We start from the raw sequence: 16,690 nt of genomic DNA on the forward strand, positions 1-16,690 counted from the left end.
GTATATACCTTGACTCCTGGACGTCGTTTTTTTAGATAGTGGTCAATAATAGTGATGAATAATAAATGAAAGAGTGATGAGATGAACCGCCTTTTGGAAGTGAAGGACTTAACGATATCTTTCAAGACCCGTCAGGGACTAGTGCAGGCCATTCGTGGCGTAAACTTTCATGTCAATAAAGGAGAGACGCTGGCGATTGTGGGCGAATCCGGCTCAGGCAAAAGCGTAACCTCACAAGCTGTTATGAAGTTGATTCCGACCCCTCCGGGCATCTATCAAAAGGGTCAAATTATGTTTGACGGACAAGAGCTGATTAATAAAACAGAAAAGCAGATGCAAAAAATTCGTGGTAAGGAAATTGGCCTGATTTCTCAGGACCCAATGACTTCGCTTAACCCGACGATGAAAGTCGGCAAGCAGATCACGGAAGTGCTTTTCAAGCATGAAAAAATATCCAAGGATGCTGCTCGCAAGCGGGGTATTGAGTTGCTGAATCTGGTAGGTATTCCACATCCTGAACAGCGTTTTAACCAATATCCGCATGAATTTAGTGGCGGTATGCGTCAACGTGTCGTCATTGCGATGGCATTGGCTGCTAATCCGAAACTTCTGATTGCCGATGAGCCGACGACTGCGTTGGACGTAACGATTCAAGCTCAAATTTTGGAGCTGATGAAGGATCTTCAGAAAAAGATCGATACTTCCATCATCTTTATTACGCATGACCTCGGTGTTGTGGCGAAGATGGCTGATCGCGTTGCTGTTATGTACGCAGGACAAATCGTGGAAACAGGTACGGTTAATGAAATTTTCTACAACCCAAAACATCCATATACATGGGGCCTTCTCGCTTCTATGCCAAGTTTGGACAGCCATGGTCAGAAGTTGGCAGCTATTCCGGGAACACCTCCGGATCTGCTTCACCCACCTGTAGGGGATGCTTTTGCAGCCCGTAGTTCTTATGCTATGAAAATTGACTTTGAGAAAGAGCCTCCACTCTTTCAATTATCCGATACGCACTTTGTGAAATCATGGTTGCTGCATCCAGATGCGCCTGCGGTTGAGCCACCAGAAGCGGTAAAGGCTAAACTTCGCAAGCTGGATAATGCATTTGAAAAGCCGGTTTTGGTAGAACAATACGGCAGTTAAGGCGTGTTATAATTTGTAATTAAACAAATGAAAAATAAAAAAAGGGCTGTTCTCTCCGTGTGGAATCATTCTACGGAGGAAACAGCCTTTTTTGGTGTAAAATCGCAGGTTGTATGCGCCTGTGGTTATTTGTGTTAGCAGGTAGTGTTTACAGCTTACCGGAACCAGCTTGGGAAGTGACTTCTGCCTTCACACTGGCGGATGGGGAAATTTTATCGTTCAGCGATGGTTTCCAGCCTACAGAGGAGCTAAGACCCGCGCTGGAGCCTGCGTTAACAGCTTGTCCATTCAGGATTGTGCCCGTATCTGACAGGGCAGTTCCTCCAAAGACAGTCACAATTTTGGCTGCGGATAATCCCGCAACGTCAATGACATTGTTTTCGGCTAAGATTTTGGAGGATTTACCTGCGCCCCATATATACAGTGAAGGATATTCGGAGCGTTTTACATCACCTGTATAGTAATTGTTGTACAGATGGACTTGTCCATACCGCACGCGTGGTGTGCGTTGTACCGTGTTTTCATAATAGTTGTGATGCAAGGTTACACGTAAAGCTCCTTCATCTGCTGTTTTGCTGTCGCTGTTGCCAATAATCGACGATTTATCATGATCGTAAAAATGATTGTAAGAAACCGTAACCAGATCGCCTTGGTTAATCACATCAAGAAGTCCATCATGATGCTGGTATTCTTGACCGTAAAAGGTACCGTTTTGGCTATCGGGGTGAGATCCATCATTGAAGGTATTGTGGTCTACCCACACATGTGTGGCCCCGTTAACTGTAATACTGTCATATTCCGAATTCCAATTGCCTGTGCTGCCGTCCGTTGGGTCCCACTGAGGAAAATAATCGTAGGCATCCTGGAATTCGATATTACGGATAATAACGTTGTCTGTCCCTTTTTTCAGCTGGAAGTTTGCGCCGTTAATGACAGCGTCGCTTCCCAGACCGACAATCGTTGTATTGGACGGAATTTCAATGACGACACGACTGGCCTGATTTTTTTGTGAAGCCTCACGTGCCTTTTCCAATGTGCCAGACGGAGCCTTTTTCCCCCATGTGGACGGGTCATACGCTTTGAGGTAGGCGTCAAAATTATATTTAGGGTCCTTGTAGTCGTCCAATCCTAACGGTTTATTATTGTCATCGACGTTGGCATTGATCGTGCCTTTGACATAAATGATTTTAGGCGCTGTGTTGCTGCTTTTGCCTAAGGCATCGACAAGTTGTTTGCGATTCGTTACGGTGAAAATATTGGAGGTAGTCGCCGCAGCTCCACCTGTTGTGCCTGTAGAAAAGGCTGCCCATCCGTTTTTGCTGCCGAGCGTCTCCTTGCCAATATCGCTGGCTGCATGAGCAGGTGCACCTATAGGAGCCAGAGTAGTGAACAGTAGAGCTGCTGCGATTCCGAGTGAAAATCTCTTTTTCATAAAATACCTCCGTATATTGGATTAATGGAGTAGATGAACGAAGGGAGTCCCGGGTGCTCCTGTGGTTTCTACATTTTCTATCATACTTCGCATTCCAGTATTTGTTAATATAATAAAAGTTACATACTAAAATTTTTGTCGAATTTTTTATATAATTCAATAGTCCCCTTCTTTTTCCAATCAATACGTATATGTAATAATGAAAACGTTAACAACCACACGGAATAGGAATTGTATATATGAATATATGGAATTGTTTTTGTGTTTTCACCAGAATGTTAACGATTGCAATCTATATTAGTTTAGCAGATCGATTTATAGATTTTTGAAGAATCCTCAGGTAAAATGGCTTGTAATAAAGCTGAGGAGGAATGGGCATCATGGCAGAGCATTTAGCAGATATCTTGAAGTTGTTGAAGCAAAAAGAGTGGGTAGATTTGTCCCACGCTTTTTATCCTGAAATCCCTCATTTTCCCGTATTCGATAATGTTCAGGTGGATACCCTGTTTACCCACGATGATGGCTTTTTTGTAAAACAATACTGCTTTCCAGGTCAGTATGGGACTCATATTGACGCACCCGTTCATTTTGTGAAGGGCAAACGTTACTTGCATGAGCTTTCGTTGAAGGAGCTGGTTTTGCCGCTAGTTGTCATTGATCGTTCAGTAGCCGTTGCAGCCAATTCTGACTATGAACTTACGGTTGCGGATATTTTGGACTTTGAGAAAGAGCATGGACGCATTGCAGATCAGTCCTTTGTTGCCTTTCGCAGTGATTGGAGCAAGCGTTGGCCTGATTCAGACGCCTTCTCGAACAATGATGACGCCGGAGATGCACACTGCCCGGGCTGGTCGCTGGAAGCGCTACGCTTTTTGGTAGAGGAACGGAATGTGGCTGCCATTGGACATGAAACACTAGATACCGATTCCTCTGTAGCTTATCGCAAAGCTGGCAAGCTGGTAGGGGAATATTACATATTGGAGCAGGATCGGTATCAAGTTGAGGTGCTGACGAACTTGGACAAGGTACCTCCGACGGGCGCGGTCATATATAATATCGTTCCGAGCATTCAGGATTCTCCCGGATTTCCGGTGCGCTCCTTTGCTATTTTGCCTTAATCATACAGTACCCAGTCATTTAAAAACGATTATATAATCATTTTGAACTAAAAGACCGATTCAGATATCGACATCTGAATCGGTCTTTTCTAGCTTATATGGGGTAATGTACAGCGTGAATGACCGTTCAGTCCATCTTGAATCAAAAGGATGAAACGTCTTAAGTGATAATCGTTACGGTAGGGGCAGAGATGGTGGGCTGAGTTGATATGGTGGAGGTTGTGCCGCTAAAATCAGATATTTCTATGACAGCGGGGACACCTGGTGTAATATCTACAGAGGCAATGACCAGACTTGCCGTGGTCAGGGTGAATAAGGAGCTCTGCTGAATAACTCCATTAATATAATAATTAGCAGAATCAGTAGCCGTTAATGTTGGTAAAGCAACTACTGGAGCGTCGGCGTCATCTACGAAGCTTGCAGCAGGAATAGTTGTTGTTGTTGCTCCGATCATCCCGGCTGTAATGGTTGCAAAAAAACGAGTCACGGCTGGGGTTACAGTCGTGCTTATGGCACCACCAGTTGCTACGGGAGCAGTAGCTACTGCTGTGTACACAGGTTTTATGATGGGCATAGTTTTCATCTCCTTTCTTTACTGGTATGAGCCATTCGTTGGCTCTTAATCAATAAATGATTTTTCAACCTATTCGGAAACGGCATGTTAACCTTTCTATAAATAATAGGGTTAATGGAGAAGGCCCTATTTTGCTACAAATATAGATGGAAGCGAACACTTGGAATCTGGAGGTTACAAATGCCTAAAACCCTAAAGGGGGATGTGCATACAATATATAAATCAGCATGTGAGAAGGAGGTGTATACGGCTGGTATGAGGAGACGCGATTCATCACTAAGGAGGCAAGGAAAGAGAACTGTACATTGCAAGACCAACAAACGTAAAAAGTGTAAAACAAGTTATCCATTCAAAGGTAGAACAAAAACGGGGTTCCATGTCAAAAAGCATCCAAAGCTAATCATGCACCGGCGGTGTAGAAATACTCCTACCAAGCGGAGGAGAAGAATGGGCCAGACGGTAAAGCGAGATGTTCCGGGTTCGGCAGGAGCACAAGGTATTCCCGGTTTGACAGGGATGCAAGGCGAAGCCGGGTTGACAGGGGTACAAGGTATTCCAGGTTTAGCAGGAGCCCAAGGCATACCGGGAACTGCGGGAACACCGGGAGTCCAAGGAATACCAGGAATACAGGGCCCAGCAGGAACACGGGGAGCACCAGGAGCACCAGGTCCGGCTGGAGTCCAAGGTAGTTCAGGTGCAACAGGTGCACCTGGCCCTACTGGAGCACAGGGCATAGCGGGCCCTACTGGAGCCCGAGGTATAACAGGGCCAACCGGTCCGGCAGCTGACATTTCAAATATTGAAATTATACCCATAGCTGAGCGGTATTTTTATTTAGCACCTGCTACAATTGAATCTTCAATCACGATTATGGCGGATCAATTTTCTGTAGATGGTGTACAGGAGGCCTTTCAGCGTTTTAATGTCGGAAGCAATAGTTATGCCAATCTATACATTAATGGAATGGTACAAGAAAGCACATTGTATAGCCTAACACCTTCATCGCTGACGATTCGCCTTAACGAAGGAGAGGCAATTCTCTCCGGCACACCTATTATTGTGGAAATTGTTCGGTTTAGTGTGCGATCTAGTGGATGATACTGTTCGCGGTGAGGCAACCCAGAGGCAGATACAGCTGTTTCTTGGGGCAACGAGCCTTTGCGTCCGACATGCCAAAGCTGAAGACCGGCTTTGGAGCCTTGGTCATGGATGGCTTGCACGACTTTTTTGCAGCGGGGAAATGTGCTCGTCGCTTCATAGGCCAAGGCTGCCTGAGTCTTTTCCCTGCTGGGTGACTGCGTGCACTTCAAGCATAATTAGTCCCACCTGTCCTAGCGTCCGAGCGCCATAATGCAGCGTATGCCAATCGGTTGCTTTTTTTATTCGGTTACATATCTATTTTATCAGGCCTGTTGATTAACCAATTATTGTGAATTTAAGGATGAAAGATATCCTTCATATTCAAGGTATATAGAAGGTATCTCCAATGAGCAGCAAGCTTATTTAGCAAGAGCAGGCGCGCAAAACGAACAAACTCCAGTGCTTCATGCTTGGGAACACGAAGGCTTAAGCGATCATACATCGTTTTTAACAGTACGTATACGATAAGCGCTGAGAACAACTGTCCATACACCGCATTTTCGGTGGTTCCAAACCGTGTTGGAATATTCAAATGTTGCTTGATCCAGCGAAAAAACACATTCTCTTTTAAGCGAATCACAAACCCTTGCTTTTGCTCCAGGTATCGATCGAAACGCTCGATTTTACCATAGGCTCGATCTTGAACCAGCGTGTAGGACGGATCGGCGAGGACTTCACCCAGGGGGCCGTCATGACATACGGCAGTGGTTTCTTCGACGCGCCGAGGCTGTAAAGAGGTCGCATCCCAAGCGACATGAAGCTTTACGCCGGCTCGTTCGCCATGATAAGGAGCCTAGGGCAGACGAGTCTTTCCTACCGTTACGGTGGTCGAGTCGATGAGCAGCAGTTACTGAGGAATCTGTAAAGTTCGCCGTTCGGCTCGTCCTCGGCTTTGAAGAAGTTGGTGAAACCATGTTTTGAACACAGCAAAAGGAACCTCGGCGGCTTTCCCGGAGAAGGTAGAGTAATGAACCGTCGGCAAACCACTTAACGACGCTTGATCCACGCCGGAGCGATAGCCTTTCCACTGCTCAAGGCGGCTCTTTTTATCCTATTTTTAGTTAATCAACAGGCCTGGTATATTCTATTTACTTCCTGTAACTGTGGCCTTGTACCCACCCCTAGCTTGTTACCCAACTTGCCTTTAACTTTCCTCCCCTTGTACCGTTCGATTTTCATCAAGCCGCATTTTATAAGACTCCCCCCATGCTTTCATAGACATAATGACCGGTTCCAAAGTCCTTCCGAAATCAGTAAGGGAGTATTCCACTTTTGGCGGAATCTCTTTATATATTTCTCGGTGAATGATGCCATCCCGTTCAAGCTCTCTTAACTGTAATGTGAGCATAAACTGCGTAATTCCCGGATTGAGGCGCCTAAATTCATTGAATCTTTTCGTTCCGTCCAGGAGCTGATAGAGAATGATTCCCTTCCACTTTCCACCAATAACATCCAGCGTTGTTTCAACCGGACATGCTTGCATATCCGGACTCGCTCCATATTTGTTTCTTCGGTCTCCCATCAGCTCATCTCCCTAAAGGTTTGATTTTTAATACTATATCATAAAAATATGCGTACTTACTTAAAGTAATCGAATGATTTACAATGCAACTGTACAACATTTCCTATTTGAGAGGATGGATATCCATGAATACCAACCAAAAGATGAAAGCAGTCGGTGCTTACCGATACCTCCCAATATCCAATCCGGAAAGCCTTATTGATCTGCATTTGGATAAACCGGAACCTACGGGCCGTGATTTGCTTGTAAATGTAAAGGCAATCTCTGTCAACCCTGCAGACGTAGGTGTTCGCGAAAACCATAACTACGAAGCCGAATCACCGAAAATTCTTGGTTGGGATGCTGCTGGAATCGTAGAACAAGTTGGTCCTGACTGTCAATTGTTTAAACCTGGGGACAAGATCTATTATGCGGGCAGTGTGTCTCGACCAGGTAGTAATAGTGAATTTCACTTGGTTGATGAACGAATTGTAGGAAATATGCCGAAAAGTTTGGATTTCGCAGCCGCAGCCGCATTACCGCTTACCTCGATAACTGCATGGGAGGGCCTATTTGATCGTTTAGGAATTAGCCTAAACGCAAATGAAAACAAAAGTATACTTATTATCGGTGCAGCTGGAGGGGTAGGATCGATTGCCATTCAACTTGCCAAATTAGCAGGTTTGACTGTCATCGGTACTGCTTCGCGTCCAGAGTCAACTCAATGGGTTAAAAGTCTAGGTGCGGATTTTATAATAAACCACAACAACCCTTTTCAACCTCAGCTCAAGGAAGTTGGTCTAGACACCGTAGATTATATCTTTTGCTTGAATGATACTGTACAACATCTAGCGAATATGGCGGAGGTCATTACCCCTCAAGGTGTAATTTGCTGTATCGTTCCTGCAGATAAGGCTACCTGGGCAGGAAGCCTGAAAATGGACTTGCTGTTTTCTAAAAGTGTAACGTTTGTATGGGAGTTCATGTTTACACGGTCCTTGTTTCATACCAAAGACATGATTAAACAACACAAATTGTTGAATGACCTGGCGGACTTAATCGATGATGGAAAATTAAAAACTACGCTAAATGAACGACTAGAACCCATTAATGCAGCAAACCTACGTTTAGCACATGAGAAGTTGGAAACTGGACGGTCCATTGGAAAAATTGTTTTAGAAAACTTCTGATACTACGAAGAAGGCGCGTTTGGTTCCAAAAAGCGGTAATGTGTATAGACAAGACTAAGGCCCCCTATGGGGCCTTTTTGTGTACAACGGTATGGTGTGGGCGAGACAAAAAATTGCCAAACTTTGTAAAAAAATTGCCGTCACTTATGATACGGTTCTCCGCGCTGTCTGTAACGGCAAGTTTTAGGGCTATTCTTATAGGATTGCCTTTTGTCACTTAAATATCAGTCAGTGATTTTCTAATTATCTATGACAATTTCTCCTTCATCTTTTGGCTCTTCAAATCAATTAAGAAAAGTCGTTAACAACTCCTCTGTAATCATAAAGGCAGCATTTGCATCAAAGCGTTGGCTACGAATCTTAAGGCACTTTCGCAATTCACTTTCAAGTAAATGAGTCTCCACTTCCCTCCGGCGTTTTCGATAAGCCGCTTATATTCATTTCTTTCCGACCTGCTCCAAAAACTAGAGTCAACCGCAACCTGTTTTTTATCTTGAATGAAGTGCACAATTATATTACGCAAACCTATATGTGCTTCATTCGAGTGATCCCTATACTTTTCAATAGGAAAATCAATTTCATATCATCCGTTAGCGGACCATACCTCCTCATCAATGGAAAGGCGTATGTACCCATACTCCTCCATTTTTTGAGAAAAGGTAGTTTTCCCCGAATCCGCTATCCCACATATTAATACAGCTAAAGACTTATCAGGAGCTCGTTCTGCTTCAATCAAAAGCTCCATATCCGATTTTTCTAACATCATGTATCCTTCCTACCCTTCCCATAAATAAATACATGTCGATATAAAAAAGAACTTTAAATTCAATGCAATTAGAGCTCAAAATTTTCTTGAAGCAAAATGTGAGGGGGCCTTCTGCGATAACATTAATCTATTGCTCTCAGTTCGAGACCTTTGTGACAAATCAACTCTCAACGTGAAGAATTAAAAATTCTACAACTCTCTCTATTCAATCTATCTTCTGAAAATGAACCGGCCACAATCGAACGACAGCGTGCATAGGTTCAAATATTCGGCGGTAAAATAGGGCAGTTCGACAAACAAGTGTCTCATGCCTTCGTTATGGTAGTATTCTGACCACAATTCATATTCACTCAACTTGCTCAGTATCACATGAAGTTAGCCCATATTATGAGAAACCAGAAGGATGAAAGAGGTTTTACAGGAGTTATGTTGGAGAATTGAGAATTAAAAATAGATTATAGATTTAATGTAGAGTGGTGGATCATATACTAAAAAGCAAATACAGAGAGGATGCAGCCAAACCGATCGGGAACCTGACCGGGGAGAACCGATTCGGGAAGGCCTCTACGACCAGTTTGACTTCATTTGTCAACGAGCTCAAGGACATGATCACCAATGCAGGATTGCCAAAACACCGGAGCTGTGCAGGCGATCTAACATAAAAGGGGACAGTTGTTAAACGCAAATTGTCCCCACAATAACTTATACCTTCATCTGTCCCTTGATAACTTTCATCATACTTTTACCAGTGGCTATAATTGCTTCTTCTGCCGGGCGTGGTGTCCATCCCAGTAAACGTTTGGCTTTTTGATTACTCGTTGACATGTCTTGGCCCAAGAGTGTTGCAATCATTCTTAATTTAGGATTGAAAACCGCCGCAACACGAACGATAGGATTTGGAATTTCCTTCATAGGCACGTGTTTCGCATCTTCCCCTAAATTTTTTCTCAGAATATTTGCGATCTCAAGTGTTGAGAGATTTTCTGCACTAGAAGCTATAAACCGCTCTCCACTTGCTTCGGGATGAACCATTGCCAGGATATGCAGCTCTGCAACATCTCGAACATCCACATAATCAGAATAAATTTTGGGGACAGACTTTAGCTTGCCTTCTAACATTTGGCGGACAATATCATTTGAATGCGAATAATCATTGCCTAGAATTGGTCCCATCACACCAACAGGATTTACGGTTGCAAATTCTAAACCCTTCCCTTCTTGTTGAATAAATTCCCAGGCAGCTTTTTCAGCAAGTGTCTTGGATTTTTGATATGGATGAATTTTTGCATCTGTATTGGACCAATCATCCTCGGTATATGGCCCTATGTGATGCTTATGTCCCACACCAATGGCTCCAAAAGCAGAAGTTAAAACAACACGCTTGACCCCTGCATCACGTGCTGCCCTCAACACTCGTAAAACACCTTCACGTGCCGGCCCAATCATTTCATTCTCATCTTTATAAATTCTATTGGGGGTTGGAGAAGCCACATGGATGACATAATCCGCTCCTTTAACCGCATTATTCCAGTTCTTATCAGAAGTCAAATCCGTTTGAACAAACGACAAATCCTCCATATTTGTCACTCCACCTGACATAATCATGGCTTTCACTTCATCTTGTCTGCTCATTGTACGCAGGGTTGCCCGCACACGATACTTCTTCTCCAGTAATTTCACAATGATATGAACAGCGATAAATCCTGAACCTCCGGTCACCAGCACTACAGGTTTGCTAGAGTCTGCCATCTTAAATACTCCCTTCAGGTGGCGTTACACTTGTAACGCTTTTTACACTATAATAGGACCAGGCATTATCAATAGCAAGCAAGAAACAAGCATGTGTGACAGAATGGAGGAAGTGTAATGGCAGCAACGGATCACGCACAAATTATTAAAAAAGACACCAAAGAATGGATTACTATTGCATTGCTGGAGCTATTGCGAACGAAAAGAATATCAGAGCTGACGATTTCAGAACTCGTTAGAAAAGCCGGCGTCAGCCGAATGGCCTTCTATAGAAATTATGAAAGTCTTGAACAGGTATTAGTGGAGTACTACGAGCCTAAATTTGCAGATATTTTCAATAAAATTGCGAACAAAAAGAATCACGAGCAAAAAATAACAGATTTGACCAACTTTTTTCTAACATTCTCTGATGATTTTCGATTGGCCATTGAGAGTGATTACACAGGGCTACTTTATCAAATCTTCAAAAATCATATTACCCAATTTTATGATGAGCTTATTCCCTTTCCAGACTGGACAGGTGCGAAACGAAATTATTGGATTCATTTTATGAGTGCCGGTGTTTTTGAAATTTGGGTGATGTGGATAAAGAATGGTCAACAAGAAACTATAGAAGAAATATCCGCACTCATCCGACTTTTTCATAAATAAAAATACAGGGAAATACGATGAGTGTCCAAAACAGGACATAGCAAACTGGCTTTTCACCATCTCCGAGGAAGATATGCTGGAGGTTCATTTGCTTAAGGAACGAGTAGGTGAACTGGCTGAGCAGGAAACGGCAATGTTGAGGCGAAAAGCGGATATTGAAGACATGCGTAGTAATGAGAGTGACAACCCGGTGAGTTTGGCCCATGTGCACGTAAACCAGCAAGCGCTTCTACTACAGGTGAAGACTCTAAGCCTACCGTAGACACATTTTTAAAATCAACGATATACGACATTTCCATCCCTCGTTTTCTCTCACTATTTTCTAAAAATAGAAATTTAATCTTCCTTATCTGCCAAATATTATACCAAAAATGATTTAAATATAAACGTTCACGTTTAGGATATGATAAACCCCGTTGTTTCCCCCAATAAAATTTGCCTCACTTATGGTAAGGTTCACCGTACACGCTATAACGGCTAAACTCATTCACTACTGAGTAAAAGCATATATTTACCGCTTATAGAGGCAGTACCTCCAATAAAGCGCAAGTATTCTCCTACAAAAAAACCATGCTGTCCAAAAGGAATCCACTTTTCGGCAGCATGATTGCTATTGAATTATTCAAAATTAATTTGATCAATTTCATTTAACGTCCAGGAGATTTTTTCTCTACCCGTTGATCTAACAGCCTCCTGCGAGCTATTCCTCAAAAAACTTGCCCCTATTTGCCCTACTTGTGATACGGTTCACCGTATCACTTTAACTGCAGTTTTTAATTTGAGGAAATTTGCTTTATTAGAACCCCTTCGGCCTATATTGCTAGCACTTCCTCCTAGATATATAAGGGATAGTGTCCTTGTACCCTACTATCTGATTAATTAGAATCCGGTAAATGAGGCATAACTTGAATACGTTCCAGCAGTGACCACAATTGTTCTGCTATATCCTTAGCTGGAATGGGTATTGACTGGATAATCCACCACTCTAGTAAACCAACAATAGCCGAAGCCAAAAACTGTAACATCACCTCCTTGTTCATATCTTGTTTTATGCTACTGACATCGATCAGCTCACTAAGGTTCCCTAGAATCACATTCATCATGAGGTTTCTAAACGCAGGGATTCCTTTGTTAACCAGCAGAGTAGTATATATTAAAGCATGTTGTTCCAAATACTCAAATGTGCGGATCATAATGGATTTGGAAAGTAAAAGCGCAGTGCCGTCGAGAGTCATGCAACTTTCAAATAATTTTTTAAAATAAATATCGATACATTTATCCAACAAATCGAACTTGTCAATGTAATGCAAGTAGACAGTCCCGCGGCTAACATCAGCTCGATCTGCTATTTCACTAATTGTAATATCTTCAAATTCTTTCTCTGAGAGCAGTTCGATAAAAGCCCCGATAATTACTTTTTGTGTTTTTAGTATTCGTCTATCCATAAGACCCTCCTTAAAATATAGGGTAAAATTTTTCCAATGAATTTAACCATATGCATTTGGGTTCATGAAATATTTATTAGTTATTGAACGATGAATCGAATTTTGTTAATTAATGATCAAATGCAGTTATTTTAACGATTGAAGTGAAGAAGTAACTTTGTTAATATCACGATATCAGACAGTTGTTAATAAGTAAACAAGTGTTTATAAATCATTCATTGTTTGAAACAAATTTAAAAAATAGGAGGAATTTATTATGAAAGCAATTGTTTTAAAAGAGTACGGAATTCCAGCAGTTTTACAAGATGAAGAGATAACTGTGCCAGTAATTACAGAAACACAGGTGCTAGTGGAAATGTATGCTGCTTCGATAAATCCAGCAGATTATGTACTACGTTCTGGGGCTGTTAAGGATATTTTGCCAGTTCAGTTGCCATATGTTCTCGGTGCAGATTTTGCGGGTGTGGTCACTGAGGTTGGAAGTAAGGTAACTCATTTCAAACCTGGCGATCGTGTTATGGGTATTCCTATTAATAATGGTGGCGCCTATGCAGATTATGTAGCAGTGGAAGAAAACGCACTTGCGATAATCCAACCAGGGATATCTTTTCATGAAGCTGCTGCATTGCCAACGGTTGGATTGACTGCCTGGCAGTCTTTGTTTAAGTATGGCAAACTACAACCTGGACAGCGTATTCTGATTCATGCAGGCGCAGGCGGTGTGGGACATATTGCTGTTCAACTCGCCAAACAAGCAGGTGCATATGTGATTGCAACAGCCCGTGAATTTAACCATGAATTTGTGCGACAGTTAGGTGCCGACGAGGCAATTGATTATACCAAAACTGATTTCACAAAGGCTATAAGTAGTCCAGTAGATATTGTACTGGATATGGTTATGGATAGATCAGCTACCGTTCTGAATGCGAAGATAAGTGAAACTGGGCGAAAAAGCTACTCTGTTTTGAAGGATGGAGGCAAGCTCATCTCACTGGTAGCCATGGCAATTAATGAACATCCCAAAATTCGCGGAATCGAAGCTCAATTTGTTCATGCAGAGCCAAACCACGATGATTTGTTATCCATTCTTCGAAACGTACATGAAGAAAAATTAAAGGTTCATTTAAGCGGGATTTTCCCATTTACATCTCAAGGATTAGCCGAAGCGTACCACAGGTGCGAAACAAATCCTAAGAGGGGAAAGGTAGTAATTCAGAGAAAGCAGGGTTAAGATTTTATAAGCTCTAGTAAACATTTTAATCCTTATGTACAAAATATTGCGCTGCTGATGAATCACATGAGCAGCACCGGGAGAAGTAAGTTGAACAGTTTTAATCCGTATGAGCTTGAGGTATCCGTGAATAAATTTCTTATGCTCGAATCAAAATACCCTCTAATCCCGCAGATTTGGAGGGTATTTTGATGCATATTCATGTACTGCCCAGTGTTGCACATGAATAATCAATGAGGGACTTTTTTGATGGAATTATTATAAAACATACTTATGTATGCAAAAACCTCCGTTACTTATGATACGGTTCACCGCGCTGTCTGTAACGGCAAGTTTAAAGGCCATACTTTGTGGGATGGCCTGCCTTATCAATTCTAAACAACTGCGCTGAAAGCATCGTAAATATCATATAATCGCAGCCATCACATATAGACACATTAAATCCTCTCACCATACAACTGACCCATAACACTTATAAACTGCTTGGCTGCTGGTGTCACTTCATCAAAGGAACGTGCTACAATCCCGATATCCCGCGTGATCCGAGGAACAATCTCTTTGACAATCAAGTGATGTGGAACAGAAGTAAGCGTAAAATGAGATATAATGCCGATCCCCAGATTTTTTTGGACCATTTGGATTAAGGTTTCAGCCGTTTGGACAGTCAGACTCTCATGGAAAGAAATATCATTCTCGTGAAATGTGTTCAACACAGCGGATTCATGTCCACCTTTGCAAAAAATAAAATCATTTCTGTAATGTTCCAGGTTAATCTCGCTTTGTGATTGTAAAGGATGGTTCTCCGGTACAATAGCTACCATGTAGTCATGCGCCAGGATTTTAAAGTTAAAATGATCGAAGGGAGAAGCGATAAGCCTATTTCAACCGTTCGGTCTTCCACCCATTGTTTAATTTGATTAGAGGTTCCTTCCATAAGCTCAATCGTGACTTGCGGATATTGGGAGCGGAATGAACATATCACTTCCGGCAGCAAGTTTGTGGAGGCAGCCGGAAATGAGCCAATCCTCACCTTACCACGCAAAAGCTTGTTCTCCTGACAGGCGAGTTGAACCATTTTATTTTCAATTTCCTTCATATTCCTAGCCAGAATCAACATTTCTTTCCCAACATCTGTAAGCATTAATCCATTCTGTTTGTCTCGAATAAACAGCTTCACTTGTAAAGATATTTCTAAATTTTTCAAAGCCTTACTAACAGCCGGTTGGGAAATAAACAGTGTTTTGGCAGCCTCCGTAATATTAACTTCTCCGCAACCTTCATAAACACTTCAAGATGATTCATATTCATATTTTAATTATAACCATTTGGTTATCCCCTTTATAATAATGGGATCGTGATAGACTTTTTCATGGAGTCGTCACCTTTCGGTTAAGTTTGTAGGGGTACAAACATTTTACCGAGTTGACGGCTCTTTTTCTACCATTTAGTGGTTAATCAACAGGTGTGCTAAAATATCTTTAATCTATTCTGACACCGGAAGAAGTGAAAAGCGTTGCCAAGGAAACAGACTATGAAGACAAAGCCCGTAAATTCACGGTAACCCACTTACTTCGATACTGGTGTGTAGCTGCCTTAGAACAATGGGACAGTTATCGTTCCGGTGTGGATCATGCCGCTCGCAGTGGCTTACCTAAGGTTCATTATTCGTGTTTTTCCACCAAAACGGCCGAAGTCCCCTTTGCTATATTTAAGGAGCTTTTTCATCGGGTCATTCACAAGTGTAGCCGAGAAACACGCCGAAAACTTACGTTTCCCAAAGAATTACTCCTCATCGATTCGACCACCATGACGGTGGGAAAAACACGACTACCCTGGGCTCCTTATCACGGGGAGCGTGCAGGTATTAAACTTCATGTCGCTTTACAAGCCCAAAATGGGCAACCCCTTCAGGTGGTCGAAACGCTGGGCTCCAAGCATGATGGCCCCATGAGTGAAGCGTTGGCTCAACCGGACTACATTTTGGTGATGGACCGTGCTTATGGGAAACTGGAGCGTCTGGATGACTTCAAAATCCAAGGACAATCCTTTGTCATTCGGCTTCGTGACAATGTCCATTTGGAAAAACCTCATGCACTATCCCGTCTCAAGCCATCGGATTCAACTATCCTTCGAGATATGACTTGCCAGCTAGGAACATCGCAGTGTCGTTCCAAGCAACGTCATCGTGTCGTTATATTTCGAGATTTTGAAGGTCGGGAAATTCGGGTGGTAACAGATTTAATGCAGGTCACGGCAGAACAAATCGCACAGATGTATAAAGCTCGGTGGCAGATCGAAGTCTTTTTCCGTTGGATCAAGCAACATTTGAATATTCCAACGTTATTTGGCACGACGGAAAATGCGGTCTATGGGCAACTATTCTGCGCTCTCATTGTCTATGTCCTGCTCAAATGGCTATTTGATGCTGCTCAAACAACGTGGCCCAAACATGCCATTCTTTCCTTTGCCCGATTTTCTCGTCTTTTTCTTCTGCAAAAACTACCAGTGGAATGGCTGATCCAGATTCAGCATGTTCTTCTTAAGCGTGTCTCTGCTTCTATAAATCAAATTACTTATTCTGGTTAATCAACAGACGTGCTATTTTATATGAATAAAATGTGGTGATACACGTATAATTTAAGGTGTTTATAATTAATCTATTATAAAAACATGGTATATTAGGTTGAATTCAATTTATTTTAAATGAAGATATAAAGACGGGATGAGCCTCTATAAAAATAATT

General features: G+C 42.4%; 12 protein-coding genes and 4 pseudogenes. 7 read left to right on the forward strand and 9 right to left on the reverse strand.

What is annotated here, in order from left to right:
- Positions 1 to 81 precede the first annotated feature (81 nt).
- Positions 82 to 1,149 (forward strand): ABC transporter ATP-binding protein, encoded by a 1,068-nt coding sequence (locus C1T21_RS19425; RefSeq protein WP_013311421.1) that lies wholly within the window; start codon positions 82 to 84, stop codon positions 1,147 to 1,149.
- Between the two features lie 148 nt (positions 1,150 to 1,297).
- Here the strand turns inward: C1T21_RS19425 and C1T21_RS19430 are convergent, their stop codons facing one another.
- The gene (locus C1T21_RS19430; RefSeq protein WP_103049397.1) at positions 1,298 to 2,581 is read right to left on the reverse strand and encodes a pectate lyase family protein; all 1,284 of its coding nucleotides are present in this window, start codon (positions 2,579 to 2,581) and stop codon (positions 1,298 to 1,300) included.
- 380 nt (positions 2,582 to 2,961) lie between these two features.
- On the opposite strand from C1T21_RS19430, the gene C1T21_RS19435 reads away from it, so the two are divergent.
- Positions 2,962 to 3,699, forward strand: a complete 738-nt coding sequence (locus C1T21_RS19435; protein WP_103049398.1) for a cyclase family protein — start codon at positions 2,962 to 2,964, stop codon at positions 3,697 to 3,699.
- Between the two features lie 160 nt (positions 3,700 to 3,859).
- Here the strand turns inward: C1T21_RS19435 and C1T21_RS19440 are convergent, their stop codons facing one another.
- Positions 3,860 to 4,273, reverse strand: a complete 414-nt coding sequence (locus tag C1T21_RS19440; protein WP_013311418.1) for a DUF4183 domain-containing protein — start codon at positions 4,271 to 4,273, stop codon at positions 3,860 to 3,862.
- A 447-nt stretch (positions 4,274 to 4,720) separates the two neighbouring features.
- Here C1T21_RS19440 and C1T21_RS28350 point away from each other — a divergent pair, with 447 nt between their 5' ends.
- Complete coding sequence (locus C1T21_RS28350; protein WP_103049399.1) at positions 4,721 to 5,371, forward strand: DUF4183 domain-containing protein; 651 nt, start codon at positions 4,721 to 4,723, stop codon at positions 5,369 to 5,371.
- A gap of 74 nt (positions 5,372 to 5,445) precedes the next feature.
- On the opposite strand, the pseudogene C1T21_RS28120 reads toward C1T21_RS28350, so the two are convergent.
- From C1T21_RS28120 to C1T21_RS19460, 3 genes and pseudogenes are all read right to left on the reverse strand, one after another.
- A pseudogene (locus tag C1T21_RS28120) lies at positions 5,446 to 5,493 on the reverse strand (transposase); the annotation flags it as partial.
- Positions 5,494 to 5,708: 215 nt separating this feature from the next.
- Positions 5,709 to 6,176: pseudogene (locus C1T21_RS27425) on the reverse strand (transposase); the annotation flags it as partial.
- A gap of 381 nt (positions 6,177 to 6,557) precedes the next feature.
- On the reverse strand, positions 6,558 to 6,935 hold the full coding sequence (locus tag C1T21_RS19460) for a winged helix-turn-helix transcriptional regulator (protein ID WP_103049401.1): 378 nt from the start codon (positions 6,933 to 6,935) through the stop codon (positions 6,558 to 6,560).
- Between the two features lie 125 nt (positions 6,936 to 7,060).
- Between C1T21_RS19460 and C1T21_RS19465 the strand changes: the two genes are divergently transcribed.
- Complete coding sequence (locus C1T21_RS19465) at positions 7,061 to 8,104, forward strand: zinc-binding alcohol dehydrogenase family protein (RefSeq protein ID WP_103049402.1); 1,044 nt, start codon at positions 7,061 to 7,063, stop codon at positions 8,102 to 8,104.
- A gap of 1,468 nt (positions 8,105 to 9,572) precedes the next feature.
- On the opposite strand, the gene C1T21_RS19480 is transcribed toward C1T21_RS19465, so the two are convergent.
- A complete protein-coding gene (locus tag C1T21_RS19480; RefSeq protein WP_103049404.1) occupies positions 9,573 to 10,619 on the reverse strand; it encodes an SDR family oxidoreductase in 1,047 nt (348 codons plus the stop codon).
- Positions 10,620 to 10,736: 117 nt separating this feature from the next.
- Between C1T21_RS19480 and C1T21_RS19485 the strand changes: the two genes are divergently transcribed.
- Complete coding sequence (locus tag C1T21_RS19485) at positions 10,737 to 11,270, forward strand: TetR/AcrR family transcriptional regulator (protein ID WP_025716458.1); 534 nt, start codon at positions 10,737 to 10,739, stop codon at positions 11,268 to 11,270.
- Positions 11,271 to 11,473: 203 nt separating this feature from the next.
- Here the strand turns inward: C1T21_RS19485 and C1T21_RS28125 are convergent.
- Both C1T21_RS28125 and C1T21_RS19495 read right to left on the reverse strand, forming a co-directional pair.
- A pseudogene (locus C1T21_RS28125) lies at positions 11,474 to 11,569 on the reverse strand (phage tail protein); the annotation flags it as partial.
- 576 nt (positions 11,570 to 12,145) lie between these two features.
- Entirely contained in the window at positions 12,146 to 12,715 is a 570-nt protein-coding gene (locus tag C1T21_RS19495) for a TetR/AcrR family transcriptional regulator (protein ID WP_103049405.1), read from the reverse strand.
- 256 nt (positions 12,716 to 12,971) lie between these two features.
- Between C1T21_RS19495 and C1T21_RS19500 the strand changes: the two genes are divergently transcribed.
- Positions 12,972 to 13,946, forward strand: coding sequence for an NADP-dependent oxidoreductase (locus tag C1T21_RS19500; protein WP_103049406.1), 975 nt, complete (start codon positions 12,972 to 12,974; stop codon positions 13,944 to 13,946).
- Positions 13,947 to 14,383: 437 nt separating this feature from the next.
- On the opposite strand, the pseudogene C1T21_RS19505 reads toward C1T21_RS19500, so the two are convergent.
- Positions 14,384 to 15,254: pseudogene (locus tag C1T21_RS19505) on the reverse strand (LysR family transcriptional regulator).
- A 180-nt stretch (positions 15,255 to 15,434) separates the two neighbouring features.
- Between C1T21_RS19505 and C1T21_RS19510 the strand changes: the two are divergent.
- Positions 15,435 to 16,532: an IS4 family transposase gene (locus C1T21_RS19510; protein ID WP_258012587.1), complete on the forward strand. Its 1,098-nt coding sequence runs from the start codon at positions 15,435 to 15,437 to the stop codon at positions 16,530 to 16,532.
- Positions 16,533 to 16,690 lie beyond the last annotated feature (158 nt).

This window comes from Paenibacillus sp. F4 (genome assembly GCF_002894905.1).
In the GTDB taxonomy this organism is placed as follows: Bacteria; Bacillota; Bacilli; order Paenibacillales; family Paenibacillaceae; genus Paenibacillus; species Paenibacillus polymyxa_B.